Annotated in this window: 14 protein-coding genes; 3 read left to right on the top strand and 11 right to left on the bottom strand. The window is 70.9% G+C overall.

Annotation, left to right across the window (positions count from 1 at the left end; genetic code table 11):
* Positions 1–59: 59 nt before the first annotated feature.
* The 3 genes from AC2IPW_RS20655 to AC2IPW_RS20645 all read right to left on the bottom strand — a co-directional run bounded on the left by AC2IPW_RS20655 (position 60) and on the right by AC2IPW_RS20645 (position 2,739).
* Positions 60–896: a mycofactocin-coupled SDR family oxidoreductase gene (locus AC2IPW_RS20655; protein WP_124258870.1), complete on the bottom strand. Its 837-nt coding sequence runs from the start codon at positions 894–896 to the stop codon at positions 60–62.
* 104 nt (positions 897–1,000) lie between these two features.
* Positions 1,001–1,351 (bottom strand): hypothetical protein, encoded by a 351-nt coding sequence (locus tag AC2IPW_RS20650; RefSeq protein WP_486375551.1) that lies wholly within the window; start codon positions 1,349–1,351, stop codon positions 1,001–1,003.
* 80 nt (positions 1,352–1,431) lie between these two features.
* Positions 1,432–2,739 carry a type I glutamate--ammonia ligase gene (locus tag AC2IPW_RS20645; protein ID WP_486375550.1) on the bottom strand — a complete coding sequence of 436 codons (1,308 nt, stop codon included), beginning with the start codon at positions 2,737–2,739 and terminating at the stop codon, positions 1,432–1,434.
* Between the two features lie 293 nt (positions 2,740–3,032).
* Here AC2IPW_RS20645 and AC2IPW_RS20640 point away from each other — a divergent pair, with 293 nt between their 5' ends.
* A complete protein-coding gene (locus AC2IPW_RS20640; protein ID WP_486375549.1) occupies positions 3,033–4,304 on the top strand; it encodes an NADH:flavin oxidoreductase in 1,272 nt (423 codons plus the stop codon).
* 176 nt (positions 4,305–4,480) lie between these two features.
* On the opposite strand, the gene AC2IPW_RS20635 is transcribed toward AC2IPW_RS20640, so the two are convergent.
* Together AC2IPW_RS20635 and AC2IPW_RS20630 are read right to left on the bottom strand one after the other, a co-directional pair.
* Positions 4,481–5,497, bottom strand: a complete 1,017-nt coding sequence (locus tag AC2IPW_RS20635; protein WP_140188893.1) for an agmatine deiminase family protein — start codon at positions 5,495–5,497, stop codon at positions 4,481–4,483.
* Positions 5,494–6,459, bottom strand: a complete 966-nt coding sequence (locus AC2IPW_RS20630) for a nitrilase-related carbon-nitrogen hydrolase (RefSeq protein WP_486375548.1) — start codon at positions 6,457–6,459, stop codon at positions 5,494–5,496. Before AC2IPW_RS20630 ends, AC2IPW_RS20635 begins: the two co-directional genes overlap by 4 nt.
* Before the next feature lie 107 nt (positions 6,460–6,566).
* Between AC2IPW_RS20630 and AC2IPW_RS20625 the strand changes: the two genes are divergently transcribed.
* A complete protein-coding gene (locus AC2IPW_RS20625; RefSeq protein ID WP_486375547.1) occupies positions 6,567–7,178 on the top strand; it encodes a TetR/AcrR family transcriptional regulator C-terminal domain-containing protein in 612 nt (203 codons plus the stop codon).
* A 34-nt stretch (positions 7,179–7,212) separates the two neighbouring features.
* On the opposite strand, the gene AC2IPW_RS20620 is transcribed toward AC2IPW_RS20625, so the two are convergent.
* The 4 genes from AC2IPW_RS20620 to AC2IPW_RS20605 form a co-directional block, all read right to left on the bottom strand.
* Entirely contained in the window at positions 7,213–8,799 is a 1,587-nt protein-coding gene (locus AC2IPW_RS20620; RefSeq protein WP_486375546.1) for an APC family permease, read from the bottom strand.
* Positions 8,800–8,806: 7 nt separating this feature from the next.
* Positions 8,807–9,697 carry a universal stress protein gene (locus tag AC2IPW_RS20615; protein ID WP_486375545.1) on the bottom strand — a complete coding sequence of 297 codons (891 nt, stop codon included), beginning with the start codon at positions 9,695–9,697 and terminating at the stop codon, positions 8,807–8,809.
* Positions 9,698–9,776: 79 nt separating this feature from the next.
* Positions 9,777–11,204 (bottom strand): gamma-aminobutyraldehyde dehydrogenase, encoded by a 1,428-nt coding sequence (locus AC2IPW_RS20610; protein WP_486375544.1) that lies wholly within the window; start codon positions 11,202–11,204, stop codon positions 9,777–9,779.
* Positions 11,205–11,466: 262 nt separating this feature from the next.
* Positions 11,467–12,885: a flavin monoamine oxidase family protein gene (locus AC2IPW_RS20605; protein WP_486375543.1), complete on the bottom strand. Its 1,419-nt coding sequence runs from the start codon at positions 12,883–12,885 to the stop codon at positions 11,467–11,469.
* 187 nt (positions 12,886–13,072) lie between these two features.
* On the opposite strand from AC2IPW_RS20605, the gene AC2IPW_RS20600 reads away from it, so the two are divergent.
* The gene (locus tag AC2IPW_RS20600; RefSeq protein WP_010596044.1) at positions 13,073–13,678 is read left to right on the top strand and encodes a TetR/AcrR family transcriptional regulator; all 606 of its coding nucleotides are present in this window, start codon (positions 13,073–13,075) and stop codon (positions 13,676–13,678) included.
* Positions 13,679–13,761: 83 nt separating this feature from the next.
* On the opposite strand, the gene AC2IPW_RS20595 is transcribed toward AC2IPW_RS20600, so the two are convergent.
* Positions 13,762–15,207: an NAD-dependent succinate-semialdehyde dehydrogenase gene (locus AC2IPW_RS20595; protein ID WP_486375542.1), complete on the bottom strand. Its 1,446-nt coding sequence runs from the start codon at positions 15,205–15,207 to the stop codon at positions 13,762–13,764.
* Positions 15,204–16,592 carry a 4-aminobutyrate--2-oxoglutarate transaminase gene (gene gabT, locus AC2IPW_RS20590; protein WP_010596042.1) on the bottom strand — a complete coding sequence of 463 codons (1,389 nt, stop codon included), beginning with the start codon at positions 16,590–16,592 and terminating at the stop codon, positions 15,204–15,206. Before gabT ends, AC2IPW_RS20595 begins: the two co-directional genes overlap by 4 nt.
* Between the last annotated feature and the right edge of the window lie 27 nt (positions 16,593–16,619).

Below are 16,619 nucleotides of genomic sequence, written 5' to 3'. Positions count from 1 at the left end.
CCCGGTGCGTCCTTTGGGCTGCCCTGGCCGCCCAAAGGACGCACCGGCGCCGGAGGCGCCTATCCGGTCACCCGGCCCGCGTTGCCGGCGTCGACCGGCAGCACGGTGCCGCTGATGTGGGCGCTCGCCTCGGCGGCGAAGAACAGCACCACGCGGGTGATCTCCGCGGGATCGAGCCACGGCACCGGCTGTGCGTGCAGGCTCTGGAAGACCGGCGCCACGTCGTCGGCGCCGGGGTGCTCGAGGTCCGGGCGCATCAGGCCGTAGAGGAAGTCGTTGTGGATCATCGGCGTCGAGATGTTCCCGGGGGCGATCGCGTTCACCGTGATCCCGTGCGGAGCCAGATCCAGCGCGGCGCTCTTGGTCAGGCCGATCACGCCCCACTTCGACGCGCTGTACGCCGCCATGTTGGTGCTGCCCGCGCGCCCGAGCATCGACGAGATCGTCACGATCCGGCCGTACCCACGCTCCACCATGCCGGGTGCCACCGACCCGACCGTGTTGAACACCCCGGTCAGGTTCGAGCCGATCGCCTCGGCCCACTGTGCCTCGGTCATCGACTGGATCGGGGCGGCGACCGACACTCCGGCGTTCGCCACCGCGATATCGATCCGGCCGAACTCCGCGTGCGCCTGCGCGACGAGTTCGTCCATCGCCGGGCGGTCCGCGGTGTCCAGCTTCGCGGTGAGGCACCGGCGCCCGGTCGCGCGCACCGCCTCCGCGGTCTCCTCCAGGTCGGCCTCGGTGGCCAGCGGGTACGGCACCACCGGGCTGTCGGCACACCGGTCGCACAGCACGATGTCGGCGCCGCGCTCGGCCAGCGCCACCGCGTGGCTGCGTCCCTGCCCGCGTGCCCCGCCCGTGATCAGCGCGACCCGGCCTTCGAATTCACTCATCGATTCACTCCTCCTACTCGGTCAGCAGGTCGATGCTGCTGCCCCGGGAGGGCGGCGACACTCCGGCGATCCCGCTCAGCGGGAGGAGGGCAGGTCGTGGATCCTCACGCGACGGCTGCGACGGGCACGGACGCAGCGCCCATGCCCGACGGTGCGTAACCGGGCCGGTACGACGGTTGCGACCGGTTCCCCGAGACGAGCACCGCGACGACGACGAACGCGACCGCCAGCAGCACGGCCAGCACACCGACGACCGTCCACAGATCCGGCCGCCACGAGCGCCCGCGGGGCTCGTCACCGTAGGTCAGCCGTTTGACGCGTCGGACCTCGGCGCCGGAGGCCGGGACCCGCGCCGCGGAGTGCGACGCCGGCGCCGCGGCCGGCTCGCTCGGGGCGAGCAGCTTGGCGATGGGCTGGGTGGCCGCGAGGGGGTCCACCGAGTCGAGGTTGTGCATGGTCGTCCGTTCTCCACAGTTACCGACGGCCGTAGATCGGCGGTCCCCGCACGCTCGTTACGGTGAAATTCGCCACGCACTCAGGGGGTCCATGCGAAGCGGAACCGCTCCGCGAGCTCGGCTGGCGGCCGCGCGCGGTACTCGCCGAACTCGTAGCTCTTCACCGCCAGCAGCGCCTCGAGCAGCGACGGCCCGAACAGGGCCCCGGCGAGCCGCGACGAGGCGAGGGCCGCGAGCAGGTCGTCGGGGCTCGTGGGCAGCAGGTCGACGCCGAGCGCGGCGCGTTCGGCATCGGTGAGCCGGGCCGGATCGACCGGGACCTCCACCGGCACCGGCAGCGCATCGGCGAGCCCGGCCTGCGCGGCCCCGAGAATCGCCGCGCAGGCGAGGTACGGGTTGGCCGACGGATCCACCGGCTTGACCTCGAGATGCGCGCCGTGCGGATTGCCGGGGGTGAAGGCGCACAGCCGCACCGCGGCCTCGCGGTTCTCGAGTCCCCAGCAGCACCAGGCGCCCGCCCACATGCCCGGCCGCAGGCGCAGATGTGAGAGCACGGACCCGGTGAGGACGGCACCGAAGTCGGGGAGCGCGCGCAGGATGCCGGCGACGACGCTGCCGCCCGCGTCCGTCATCCCGTGCGGGCCGTCGCCGCCGGACAGCAGCGGCCGCCCGTCCCGGGTGAAGGATACGTGGACGTGCGCGCCGTTGCCCGACCCGCCGGCGACGGGCACAGGGGAGAACGACGCGCGCATCCCGTGGACGCGCGCGGTGCGACCGATCAGGATGCGCGCGAGAACGAGGTCGTCGGCTGAGCCGACCGGGTCGGCGGGCGACAGGGACAGTTCGAACTGCTGCGCACCGGCCTCGGCGTGGATCTGTTCGATCCCCAGTCCGGCGCCTGCGGCGGCACGCAGCAGGTCGGCGACGAACTCGTCCTGCCCGAGGACGGCGCCGAGTCCGTATGCGGCCCACTCGCCGTGCCCGCCGACGAGCGTGAACTCCACCTCGTGCCCGATCCGGGCCTGCACCCCGATCCCGGCGAGAGCGTCCACGACGCGCTCGAGCACCCCGCGGGTGCACAGCGACGACCGGGTCCCGTCCTGGTCGTACAGATCGGCAGGAGCCCACTGGATCCCGTCGCCGACGGACCGGAGCCGGTCGCGGTCGATCCGGAGCCGCAGATCACCCGTCACCGACAGCGACGGTGTGAACGCCAGGTGGTCGTCGACGCAGAACACCGCCCAGCTCGGCGACGCCCCGGCGCCGACCTCGACGAACCACGGAAGCATGTGCGCGGGAAATGCTTTCGCACGGGAGATGCCGGTCGAGTCGACGATCGAACCGACGATCCGATCTGCCGTCCCGGTGTCGGGTCGTTCCTCCGTCACTGGAAACCTCCCGCACGCGCCGCCGGCCGTCCCGAAGACACAGTAGAGGCGGGGGCGGGTCCCGGGGGCCGTCTTCGCCGACACCGGACACGTCGACACTGGGATGCAGTGGACGCCGCCCCGGCGGCGGAAGGGTGGCCCTCCTCGTCACGCACCGTCGCCGGGGGCGGCCATCCCGGACGAGCATCGAGCTCGCGAGGGTGTCCGCTGAGAGGGACGCTCGTTGACACGGCTACGGATGCCTGCGGAATGTAAGTGGGGTCACATTCCATCAGCCGGGAGGGCTGCTCGTCATGACCGTTTCGGAAACCTCGACCGGGTCGGCCACTGCGCCCCGGGATCCGTTCGCCCCCACGATGTTGGGCCCTGTCCGGCTTCGCAACCGCATCATCAAGGCCGCGACATCGGAGGGGCGTTCACCCGAAGGTCTGGTCACCGACGACCTGATCGACTTCCACCTCGGCTTCGTCCGCGGTGGGGTGGGCATGACGACGGTCGCGTACTGCTGTGTGGCTCCCGAGGGCGCCAGCGCGCCCGGCCAGATACTGATGAACCGGCAGGCGCTTCCCGGGCTGCGGAAGCTGACGGATGCCGTCCACGAGGCCGGTGGCGCAATCTCCGCTCAACTCGGCCACGCCGGTGTGGTGGCCTCGAAGAAGATCACAGGTGTCACTGCAATGGCACCGAGCCGGGTGATCAACCCTTCGTCTTTCGAGTACTGCCGCGAAATCGATCGTGCCGAGATCCAGAAGGTCGTCGAGCAATTCGGCGAGGCGTCGGCCGTCGCGGTCGAGGCCGGGTTCGATGCAATCGAACTGCACTTCGGCCATCTGTATCTGCCGAGCTCGTTTCTCAGTCCGCTTCTGAACCGCAGGAAGGACGAGTACGGGGGCAGCATCGACAATCGCTCCCGCTTCGTCCGTGAGATCGCCCGGCGGGTGCGGGAAGTGGTCGGCACGCAAGTGGCTGTCACCGCGAAGATGAGCATGGACGACGGGATCCGCGGCAGCATCTGGCTCACCGAGTCCCTTCGCACAGCGCAATTGCTCGACCAGGACCGCAACCTCGATGCGCTCGAGCTGACGCAGGGGTCGTCCTTCTTCAAGCAGATGTACCTGTTCCGCGGCGACGTGCCGGTCGACGAGTTCGCGTCGGTCATGAAGGAACCCTTCAGGACGGGTGTGCGCCTGTTCGGCAAACGGGCGCTGGGTTCGTATCCCTACGAGGATCTGTACATGCTCGAGTCCGCTCGCCAGTTCGTTCCCGTCATGGAGCACACCGCGCTGATCCTCTTGGGTGGGATCAACAACTACGACCACATCACAACCGGAATGCGGGAGGGGTTCGACTTCGTCGCCATGGGGCGCGCGCTGCTGCGGGAGCCGGATCTGATCGAGCGCATCCGCGCGGACCACACGGTGACCGGACGGTGCAACCACAACAACAAGTGCATGTACACCGTCTACGGCCGTACCCACTGTGTGCTCGTCCCCGATGAGCGCCCGGGGAACGTGGCGATCACGGGTCCGACGCCCTTCACCGCGTCCCGCACGGCCGCACGGTAGCGACCACCGACGCGGCTCGAGAATCCGTTCCGGGCGCTCCCCAGCGGACCGGTCGATGCCGGACGTGCCGACGCATCGGTCCTGCGCGGCACCGCCGCATCGGTCCTGCGTGGCACCGCCGCATCGGTCCTGCGCGGCACCGCCGCGGCGGTCCCGCGGCGGCACCGCAGGACCCGTCACCGCGGTTGATGCTGGGTGATGCAGTGGATGCCGCCCCCGCGGCGGAAGAGCGGCCGTGCGTCCACTCCCACGACGCGCCGGCCGGGATACGCGGCCGCCAGGATCTCCGCGGCCTCGTCGTCGGCGGGGTCGCCGAAGCGGCAGGCGATCACCCCGCCGTTGACGACGTAGTGGTTGATGTAGCTGTAGTCCACCCAGCCCTCGTCGTCGCGCACCGTCGCCGGGGCCGGCACTCGGACGATGCGCCACGGCTCGCCGCGGACATCGGTGCTGTGCTGCAGCCGGTCGACGATCAGGGCGGTGACATCGAAGTCCGGGTGGTCCCGGTCGCGCTGGTCGTGGACGAGGACCACACCCGGAGACGCGATCGCGGCGACGATGTCGACGTGCCCGCGCGTGCCGTAGCGTTCCTGGTCCCGCGTCAGCCCGCGCGGCAGCCAGACGGCGCAGGTCGCACCGATGGTGCGCCGCAGTTCCGCCTCGACCGCGGCTTTGCCCAGGTCCGGGTTGCGGCCGGGATCGAGCTGAACGGTCTCGGTGAGCAGGACGGTGCCGAGACCGTCGACCTGGATGCCGCCGCCCTCGTTGACGAGCGTCGACGCCACACGCTCGACGCCGGCGCGCTCGAGCACGAACGACGCGATCCGGGCGTCGTGGTCCCATCGGGCCCAGTCCTGGGCGCCCCAGCCGTTGAACACCCAGTCGACCCCGCCGCGGCGCCCGTCGTCGTGGAGGACGAAGGTCGGCCCGATGTCGCGCATCCAGGCGTCGTTGAGCGGAGCCTCGATGAGTTCGACATCGCGGGACAGGTACCGGCGGGCCGCGTCGACCTGGCCGGGATCGGCCACCACGGTGACGGGTTCGAACTCGGCGACGGCATGCGCGACCGCCGCCCACGTGGCGCGGGCCTCGTGGTGCTCCTCCGCGGTGTCGCCCAGCGAGTATCCCTCGGTGGGGAAGGCCATCCACGTGCGCTCGTGCGGTTCGCTCTCCGCGGGCATGCGCCAGCTCATCGCGCGGCTCCGAAGGGTGCGTGCGCGTCCACCGGCGCGGTCAGCGAGCCGTAGGTGTCCGGGCGGCGGGTGGTCAGGAACGGGAACAGCGACAACCAGTCCCGGCGCTGCGCGAGGTCGAGATCGACCACCAGCACGGCGGATTCGTCGCGCGGTGCCTGCACGAGGATGCGACCGTACGGGTCGGAGACGAACGAGGAGCCGTAGAAGGTGACGGCTCCCTCGCAGCCGTGCCGGTTCGGCACGATCATGAACGTGCCGTTCGCGATGCCGTTTCCGACGATCACCTGCTGCCACAGCGGACGGGTGTCGAACTCGGGATGGTCGGGCTCGGAACCGATCGCCGTCGGGTAGACGAGGATCTCGGCGCCGGCGAGCGAGTACGCGCGCGCCACCTCCGGGAACCACTCGTCCCAGCAGGTCGGCATGCCGATGCGGGCGCCGTCGAGACCGTCGGGGGTGTGGACGGGATACGGGTCGTCGGCCGGTCCGCCCCGGAAGTAGGTGTCCTCGTGGTATCCGGCGGTCACGGGGATGTGCAGTTTCCGGGTGCGGGCCACCGGTTCGCCGGCCGGGGAGACGAGGACGGCGGTGTTGTAGCCGAGTCCGTCGGGACCGTCGGCGCGTTCGTAGAGGGAGGCGTGCACGAACACGCCGTGGGCGGAGGCGGCGGCCGCGGCGAAGGCGACGGTCGGGCCGGTCCGCAGGTCCTCGGCCGTCCGGGCGGCGTCGGCGACGCCGGGTGTGTCGGCCGGGTAGCGACTGAGGGTGAGTTCAGGCAGGAACACGACACGTGCGCCCAGCCCGGCGGCGGTGGCGATGCCCTCGGTGAGTTCGGCGCGCAACGCCCGTTCGTCGTCGTGCCAGCGGTGTTGGACCAGTCCGACGCGCAGCGGCGGCCGATCGGGGGATTCCACTCGGCACAGCGAGTCGGGCGGCGTGGTGGCGGTGATGGTGAGCATGGAGTCCTCGGGAATCGGTCCGGGGGATAAAACGAATTTGATTCGTTAAGTATGGTGGACGAGCGCGTTCAGGGCAAGAGCCCACGACGATTTCGAGGAGTGTTCGTATGCCACGACCGCCCAAGCGGCTGCTCTCGCCCGAGATCATCACGGACGCAGCCATTCGGATGGTGGACACCGCCGGCGACTTCACCATGCCCGGACTGGCGGAGCGGCTGAAGGTGCGGCCGTCGTCGCTGTACAACCACGTGTCCGGGCGCGCCGAGATCGTCGAGGCCATGCGGGCACGCATCATGTCCACCATCGTCGTGGGCGACCCGGCCGGCGACTGGCCGGAGACCGTCGCCGCCCTCGCCCGCGAGTACCGTCGCGCCTACGCCGCGCATCCGCGGCTGATCCCGCTGTTCACCGCGCAGACCGTGCAGTCACCGGTCGCGTTCGGGATGTACAACGCTCTGGCACAGGCTTTCACCGATGCCGGGTTCACGCCGGAGCAGGTGCTGCATGCCGTCACGACGGTGGACAGCTTCGTTCTCGGCTCGGCGCTCGATCTCGCCGCACCCGAGGTGGTGTGGGCGAACGTCCCCGAAACCGGGGACGCGATGCGCGCCGCGCTGCAGACCGCCGGCCCGAATCCGCAACGGGCCGATGCCGCCTTCGAATTCGGCCTGCGCGTACTGGTCGCCGGCCTGATCGCACAGACGCCGGCCGGGCGCTGAGCGCCCGGCCGGCGGGGATCGGTGCGGCCCGAGGTCAACCGCGGTCGGTAGAGAGCACGTCCGTCTCACCGGTGAGCGCGGCGGTACTGCGCGTGAGGGTCTCCCCACGGAAGAACTGCGGGTTGCGGACCCGCATCACCAGCATCAGGACCGCGCCGAGCAGCAGGATCCCGAAGCCGAGGAAGAACACCAACCCGACGCCGCCGATCTCGGCACCGCTGCCGTTGTCGGGATTCATGCTCTCGCCCACGGAGATCGCGAAGACGGCGGCGAGCATGATCCCGCCCGACAGGGGGAAGGCGAAGCGGAACACGGCGTTGCGGGCGCTGGTGAACAGCCGTCCGCGGAAGTACCACACGCACGCAAACGCGGTGATCCCGTAGTACCAGCAGATCATGATTCCCAGCGCCGCAATGGTGTCGAGCAGGGTCCGTTCGGACAGGAACGTCACGCCGGCGTAGAACACGGCGGTGATGACCCCGGCGACGACCGTCGCGTACGAGGGCACCAGAAAGCGGGGGTGCACCGCGGCCAGCCGGCGTGGGAACGCGCCGTAGGCGCCCATGGCGAGCATCGTCCGCGCCGCGGGCAGGAAGGTGGTCTGCAGGCTTGCCACCGACGAGACGAAGATGGCGAGGAAGAGCAGCAGGCCGCCCCACTGGCCCAGGACGGGATCGGCGAGGGCGCCGAAGATGTTCTCGGAGTTGTCGGGATTGCCCAGCCCGAGACCCGTCGTGCCGACTCCCGCGTACATCATCGCCGCAACCGACACGAGCAGGTAGGTCAGCAGGATCGTTGCCACGCACAGCAACCCGGCCCGCCCCGGAGTCTTCTTCGGGTCCCGGGACTCCTCCCCGAGGGTCAGGCACGTGTCCCATCCCCAAAACGCGAAGATCGACCCGGTCACGCCGATTACGAAGGCGCCGAGCGCGAGCCCGTGGAACGGGTCGAACCACGCCGCGTCGAACGAGAGTCCGGCGGGCGCGTCGCCCGCGCCGACGTGCACGAGCGCCGCGACCGCGAACGCGAGCAGAAGCACCATCTGGAAGCCGACGAGCGCGTACTGGACGCGTTCGCTGGTGGTGATGCCACGGCTCGCGATCCACGTCGCGATCGCGACGAACACCAGGGTCGTGCCGACGTTGACGAGCTTGTTCCCGGGTAGATCCGCGAGCGCGGCGTCTCCGGTGACCCGAGCGAGGAACAGGTAGAAGAACTGGACGGCGATCGCGGCCAGATTGGACAGCACGATGATCGTCGCGATCACCATGCCCCAGCCGCACATCCACCCGACGTACGGGCCGAAGGCTTTCGTCGACCACGTGAACGACGCTCCGCAGTCCGGTGATTCGGAGTTGAGCTCGCGGTAGGCATACGCCGTGAGGAACATCGGGATGAACCCGGCGATGAAGATCGCCGGCATCTTCAGCCCCACGGCCGCGACGATCAGGCCGATGCTCGCCGTCAGCGTGTACCCCGGCGCAACGGACGAGATGCCCAGGACGGCCCCGGCGAACGTGCCGATCCGGCTGGCGGCCAGACCCTTGGAGACGACCCCGTCGGTGGGTGCGGTCATCGGGGTGACCTCCCGGATCTCGGTAGTGGGAAGCGAATTCGTCATGACGGGTCTACTCACTGTTCTCGAACTCGTGCTTGGGAACGACGATCATGGGCACCGGAACGACCCGCAGCATCTTCGCTGCCGTCGAACCCAGGAAGAGCCGGTGCGGTTGGGCGAGCCGGCTCGAGCCGACCATCACGACGTCGCCGTCGTGCCATTCGAGCTTCGCCACCGCCGATTCGACGGTGTCCCCGTCCGCGACGAGCGACCTGACCGGGTAGTCGCCGGGAAGTTCGGCGCGGGCGGTGTCCAGCAGGGTGCGGGCGTGGGCCCGCGCCGACTCGAGGGCGAGTTCGTGCGACTTGCGCGCGTCGCGGCCGAGACCCTGCGGGTCGAGGGCGACGAGCGAGACGAGCCGCAGCGGCGTGCGCATCCGCTCGCAGGCGCGGACCGCGGTCCTGAGCAGGACGTCCGCTCCGGTGCGGGTGCCGAGTGCGCACGTGACCTCGCGGACGTGGGGCGCGGCGGAGTGCCGGAATCCACGCGGTGCCAGGGCCAGCGGCACGGGCGCCGAATGCAGCAGCTCGGACGACACCGTGCCGATGGAGTGCCGGCCGAGGAGCCCGTCGCCCGCGGCCCCGAGAACGACGGCGCGCGCGCCGAGCCGGGCCACCTCGTCGAGCAGGCCCTGCGCGAAGGAATCGTGGAAGCTCAGGTGCGTGTGTGCCCGGACGTCGTCGGGCACCGTGGCCGCCGCCTGGGCGAGCCATGCTTCGCCCGTGCCGGCGAGGACGTCCTCGTACCCGGGTTCGGCGGGCACTCGGGAGGGCACCGGGCGATCCGGGGGCAGGACCATACAGATGTCGAGTTCGGCGCCCAGACTGCGGGCCAGCTGGACGCCGAGCGTCAGCCCGTCCGCGCCGCTGGGGGTGGCGAGGTATCCGACAACCAGTCTCATGGGATTCCGATCCGGTAGGGGAAGCCGGCGGTAGGGGTACGGCCGGCTTCCGGCGACGGCGCGGTGGGGCCGCGGAGGGTCAGTCGTGGGTGCTCATGACGTGCTTGATACGGGTGTAGTCCTCGACGCTGTAGGCGGAGAGGTCCTTGCCGTAGCCGGACTGCTTGAACCCGCCGTGCGGCATCTCCGCGACGAGCGGGATGTGGCAGTTGATCCACACCGCGCCGAAGTCGAGCGCGCCGGACAGCCGCTGGGTGCGCCCGTGATCGCGGGTCCACACACTCGCGGCGAGCCCGTAGCGGACGTCGTTGGCCAGCGCGACGGCCTCGTCCTCGGTGGTGAAGGACTGCACCGTCAGGACCGGGCCGAAGGTCTCGTCCTGCACGATGGGGTCGTGCTGGTCCACGCCGGTGACGATCGTCGGTTCGAAGAAGAAGCCCTTCTCGCCGGCGCGCTTGCCGCCGGTGACGATCGTCGCCGAGGCGGGCAGGGCGGCGATCTTCTCGGCGACGCGCTGGAAGTGCACGGCGTTGTTGAGCGGGCCGTAGAACGCGTCCGGGTCGTCGGGCCGGCCCGGACGCAGCTGCTCGGCCTGCCGCACCAGCGCGTCGACGAGGTCGTCGTGGATCGACTCGTGGACCAGTACCCGGGTGGCGGCCGTGCAGTCCTGGCCGCCGTTGAAGAAGGCGGCCGCCGCGACGGCTTCGGCGGTCTTCGGCACGTCGGCGTCGTCGAACACCAGGACGGGGGCCTTGCCGCCGAGTTCGAGGTGCGCGCGCTTGAGCTGCCGGGCCGCGGAGACCGCCACCTCGGTGCCGGCGCGGACCGAGCCGGTGATCGAGACCAGGCCGAGCGCGGGATGCTCGACGAGGGCGGTGCCGGTGGCGGCGTTGCCGAGCACGACGTTGAAGACGCCGTCGGGCAGGATGCCCCGGGTCAGGCGGGCCAGCACCAGCGTGCTGTCGGGGGTGGTGTCGCTCGGCTTGAGCACGATGGTGTTGCCGGCCGCGAGCGCGGGCCCGATCTTCCACAGCGCCATCATCAGCGGGTAGTTCCAGGGCGTGACCTGCCCGACCACGCCGATCGGCTCGCGCCGCACGTAGGAGGTGTGGCCCTCCATGTACTCGCCGGCCGCCTTGCCCTCGAGCATGCGGGCCGCGCCGGCGAAGAAGCGCAGCTGGTCCGCGCCGACCTTGACCTCCTCGTCGGCGATCATGGACTTCGGCTGGCCGGTGTTGTGGCACTCCGCCTCGACGAGTTCGTCGCAGTGCTCTTCGAGGGCGTCGGCCAGCTTCAGCAGCGCCGCCTGGCGTTCCTTGGGGGTGGTCCTGCCCCAGGTCCGGAACGCGCGCTGCGCGGCCGCGACGGCGGCGTCGACGTCGGCGGCGGTCGACACCGGGATCGAGCCGACGAGGGATTCGTCGGCCGGGTCGATCAGCGGCAGGGATTGCGTGGCCGTCGAGGGCACGAAGGCGCCGTCGATGTAGTTCTCGCGGAGATCGGTCATGGCGGGGTTCCTCTCGGAGGCCTGCCCGGCCGGGGGCAGGGACTCTGGTGATCAGTGTGGGCCGCACCGGTGGTGCCGGGCCAGGGGATCCGGCCGGCGGATGGGGTGCGGAGGGTTCGGAGGGCGGCGCCGCCGGAGGGGCGGCGTCGCCGGGACCGGAATGCTCACCTCGTCGTGAGCGGGCCTGATGCCGAAACCGGCGCCGGGCGAGCGTGAAAAGTGTTGTGGAACAGTATGTTCGGTCTTGTCGTGGTCCGGCCGGTCAGTGCGTCGGGGCGCCGGACGCTGCGGTCGCCGTCGCGGGGGAGCCGAGGGCGTCGAGGATGCGCCGGGCCGTGTCCTCGCCCATGCGCACGGCGCCGTCGACATGCTGGTAGCCCTCGGCGGCGAGGTCGGACGACGAGAAGAGGATCGGTCCGACGGGGGTGAGCTGGTCCTTGCCGTAGCGGTGCAGTCCGCCGAGATCGTAGCTCGCCGCGTAGGCCCCGCGGGTCCACTCCTCCGAACCCCAGTCGGATTCGTAGTAGACCACCGGGTTCAGCGCCTTCTCGCCGAGATAACCAGCCATGGACGAGAGGATCGCGGCCTTGCGTTCCGCGGCGGAGAGCTCGAAGACGGCGTCGGCCTTCTCGTCCGCCACGAAGGCCACCAGGGTGCCCCGCGGATCCTCGAAATTGGTGTTGTCGTAGATCTCCTGGACGAGTGCTCCGGCGCCGAAGCACGTGCCGGACAGGCCCTCTTCACGCCAGAACGGGGTGTCGTACACGGCGTGCACCTTGATGACGAGCCCGAGGGACTGGTGCTGGTGCATCTGGTGCTGGCGGCGCGGCAGCGGCGGGACGTAGGAGATGCGGGAGTACAGGTTCGGCGGCACGGCCAGCACGGCGAACCGGGCATCGACGGTGACCCCGTCGGCCACCGCGCGCACGCGCCCCGGTGCCCCGGCCTCCTCGCCTTCGGACCAGTGCAGGGTCCGCACCGGATTTCCGAGAAACACGTCGTCGCCGAGCTTTTCGGCCAGCCGCTCCGACACTTGCTGCATACCGTCCACGACGCGCTTGTCGAGGATGAAGTCCTCGTCCACGAGGTTGCTGAACGAACCCGCGGAGGCCGCCATGAGGATCGCCTGCAGCGCGGAGAACGCGTGGGCCGGCTTGGTGAGCATGCCCCCGGCGATGAACAACCCGATGTTGGCGCACGCCTCCTCGTCGTCGGAGTTGGCCCGGAGCCAGTGGTGGAAGGAGACGGTGTCGAGTTCCCGCGCCCGCGGATGTGCCCACGGCTCGTGGGGGCCGATCTCGGCGGCGAGCTCGTCGAGCAGCGCGATCAGCTTGTCCATCTCGGCGCGGGTGTGCTCGGACGTGGGGAACGTCTCGCCGCGGTACCGGACGGGCCGGCCCTCGGCGTCGAGGTAGATGTTCTCGCCCTCGCGGTAGCGGGCGAACGTCCGCAGGCCCAGTTCGTCGAGGAGGGCGATCAGGGCGGTCTGGTCGGGGGAGACCCACTGACCGCCGATCTCGAGCATCGCTCCGTCGATGGTGTCGGTCCAGGTGCGGCCGCCGACGCGGTCGCGGGCTTCGAGGACGGCGACCCGCAGGCCCGCCTGCCGCAGGCGGTAGGCGGCGGTCAGGCCGGACGGGCCCGCCCCCACGACGACGACGTCACGCTCGATGGATTGCATGGGATTCCCCTTCGAGAAAATGAACGACATTCATATGTGTCGCATCACACTGTAACCTCATCGAGGCGCGAGGAGAAGACCTTCGCGGCAATTCGTGGCCGGAAATCGTGAGACGAAGGGAAGCGGCGTGGGAGAGGGGACGCACCGGCGCGCCGGTCGGCCGTCGACGAAAGTGCTGTCTCGGCAAGTGATCACCGACGCCGCGCTCGACGTGATCGAACACGGCGGCTACGACGCCTTCACCGTCGCCAAGCTCGCCCGCGCCCTCGGTGTGGCCCCGTCCGCCCTGTACAACCACGTGAGCTCGAAGCAGGACGTCCTGCTGTGGGTGCAGGAGGACCTCATGACCAAGGTCGACGTGAGCGGTTTCGGCGTCGAGCCGTGGGCCGCGGCGACGCGGCGCTGGGCCCTGTCCTACCGGGACGTGTTCGCCCGGCACGCGCCGCTGGTCCCGGTGATCGCCGTGATGCCCGTCGCGGGCGCGCCCCGCACCCTGGCGGTCTACGAGGCGGTGGCCGCGGGCTTCGCCGACGCCGGGTGGCCGATCGAGACGATCGTGCCGGTCGTCGTCGCGCTGGAGTCGTTCATCTTCGGCTCCGCGCTCGACGCCAACGCCCCGGCTGACATCTTCGACACCGCCGACCTCGCCGGCGGTAGCCCGGTGTTCACCGCGGCGATCGACGCGTTCGCCGGATCGGGCGGCGACTACACCCCGGACGCCGGTTTCGACGCCGGCCTCGACGCCATGATCGCCGGACTCGAGGCCCGCCTGGACCGGCTTCGGAAGGGCTGATCTGCAACAAGATACGGCTCGGTCCGGGGGTGCGACGTGCCGCACTCCCGGACCGAGCCGGTATTCGATTCCTGGTGGTCCCGCTACAGGGCGATGTATTTGGTGTCGAGGTATTCCTCGATGCCCTCGGCAGCACCCTCGCGGCCGAAACCGGACTCCTTGACGCCGCCGAAGGGGGCGGCGACGTCGGAGATGACCCCGCGATTGACACCGACCATGCCGGTCTTCAGCGCGCCCGCCACGCGCATCGCGCGGTTCAGGTCGCGGGTGTAGAAGTAGGCGGCCAGGCCGTATTCGGTGTCGTTGGCGGCGGCGACGGCCTCGTCCTCGGTGTCGAAGACGGTGATCGCCGCGACCGGGCCGAAGATCTCCTCGCGCAGCAGCCGCGCGTCGGCCGGCACCTCGTCGAGCACCGTCGGCGGGTAGAACGTGCCGGGCCCGTCGGGGATCTGCCCGCCGGTGCGGACGCGGGCACCGCGCTCGACGGCGTCGCGCACCAGCGTGTCGACCGTGGCGCGCTGGCGGGCGGTGATGAGCGGGCCGAGGTCGGTGCCGTCGTCGAGACCGTGGCCGGTGCGCAGCGCCGCGATGCGGGCGGTGAGCTTGTCGGTGAACTCGCCGGCGACAGTGCGGGCGACGTGGAAGCGGTTGGCGGCGGTGCAGGCCTCGCCGCCGTTGCGCATCTTCGCGGCCATCGCGCCGTCGACGGCGGCATCGACGTCGGCGTCGTCGAACACCAGGAACGGGGCGTTGCCGCCGAGTTCCATGGAGGTGCGCAGCAGCCGGTCGGCGGACTGGCGGACCAGCAGTTTGCCGACGCCGGTGGAGCCGGTGAAGGTGATCTTGCGCAGCCGCGCGTCGGCGAGCAGCGGCCCGGTGAGCGCCGCGGCGTCGGTGGCGGGCAGGATCGACAGGACCCCGGCCGGCAGGCCGGCGTCGGCGAAGACCTGCCCGAGCAGCAGCATCGTCAGCGGGGTCTCGGCGGCCGGCTTGACCAGGATCGGGCAACCGGCGGCCAGGGCGGGCCCGATCTTGCGGGTGGCCATCGCCAGCGGGAAGTTCCACGGGGTGATTGCCAGGACGGGCCCGACGGGTTCCTTGGTGACGAGGATGCGCCCGTTGCCGGCGGGGGCGGTGGCGGTGCGGCCGCCGATGCGCACGGCCTCCTCGGCGAACCAGCGCAGGAACTCCGCGCCGTAGTTCACCTCGCCGCGGGCCTCGGCGACGGTCTTGCCCATCTCGAGGGTGATGACGCGAGCGAAGTCGTCGGCGCGGGCGTGGACGAGTTCGAAAGCGGTGCGCAGGATCTCGCCCCGCACGCGCGGCGGGGTCGCCGCCCACTCGGCCTGCGCGGCGACGGCGAGGTCGAGGGCGCGCAGTCCGTCGTCGGCGGAGGCGTCGGCGACCTCGGCGAGGACCGCGCCGGTGGCCGGGTCCTCGACGGGGAATGTCGCGCCGGTGGCGGAGTCGGTGAGTTTGCCGCCGAGCCAGAGGCGGGTCGGGACCCCCGCGGGAAGGGTGTGGGTCATCGGGTGGCTCCTGCCAGGGTCGGGCGCACGCCCGCGACGTCGCGGACGGCGGCAGTGAGGACGTCGAGGCCGTCGGTGAGCAGTTCGTCGGAGATCACCAGCGGCGGCAGCAGGCGGACGACGTTGCCGTAGGTGCCGCAGGTGAGCACGATGACGCCCTGTTCGAGCGCCTTCGCGGCGATCGCCTTGGTGGCCTCCGGGTTCGGCTCGCGGGTGCCGGGCTGCACGAACTCGACGGCGAGCATCGCGCCGCGGCCGCGGACCTCGCCGACGATGTCGACGTCCGCGGCGAGCGCCCGCAACTGCTCGGTCGCGATCTGCTCGATGCGACGGGCGCGGCCGCGCAGGTCCAGCTGCTCGATCCGGTCCAGGGTGGCGAGCGCCGCGGCACACGCGACGGGGTTGCCGCCGTAGGTGCCGCCGAGTCCGCCGCCGTGCACGGCGTCGATCAGCTCGGCGCGGCCGGTCACCGCGGCGAGCGGCATGCCGCCGGCGATGCCCTTGGCGAGGGTCATCAGGTCCGGGACGACGTTCTCGTCGTTGCTGGCGAACCAGTCACCCGTGCGGGCGAAGCCGGTCTGCACCTCGTCGGCGACGAAGACGATGCCGTTGGCCTTCGCCCAGTCGACGAGGGTCGGCAGGAAGCCCTTGGCCGGCACGATGAATCCGCCCTCGCCCTGGATGGGTTCGAGCACGATCGCGGCGACGTTGTGCGCGCCGATCTGCTTGTCGATCTGCGAGATCGCGCGGTGGGCGGCCTGCTCGCCGGTGACCTCGGTGCCGTCGTAGTTGCGGCCCTCCCGGAACGGGTAGGACGCGGGCACGCGGTGGATGTCCGGGGCGAACGGGCCGAAGCCCTCCTTGTAGGGCTGGTTCTTCGCGGTGAGCGCCATGGTCAGGTTGGTGCGGCCGTGGTAGGCGTGGTCGAAGACCACCACGGCGCTGCGGCCGGTGGCGACGCGGGCGATCTTCACCGCGTTCTCGACGGCCTCGGCGCCGCTGTTGAACAGCACCGTGCGCTTGGCGTGGTCGCCGGGGGTCAGGGCCGCGAGCTTCTCGGCGACGGCGATGTAGCCCTCGTAGGGGGTGACCATGAAGCAGGTGTGCGTGAAATGTGCGACCTGCTCCTGCACCGCCGCCACGACCGCCGGGTCCGAGGCGCCGACACTGGTGACCGCGATGCCGGAACCGAGGTCGATCAGGGCGTTGCCGTCTACGTCGACGACGATGCCCCCGTCGACATCGGCCGCGTAGACCGGCACGGAGGACGCCACACCCGCCCCGACGGCGGTACGGCGCCGCTCGGTCAGTGCCGCCGAGCGCGGGCCGGGCAGCGCGGTGACCAGGCGACGCTGCTGCGGAAGGCGGTATTCGATGCTCGTCATGGGGGACTTCCTCGGGCTCGGCGGCGG

Source organism: Rhodococcus sp. NS-SX18, assembly GCF_057367935.1.
This window is presented reverse-complemented; position numbering and strand designations above follow the sequence as displayed.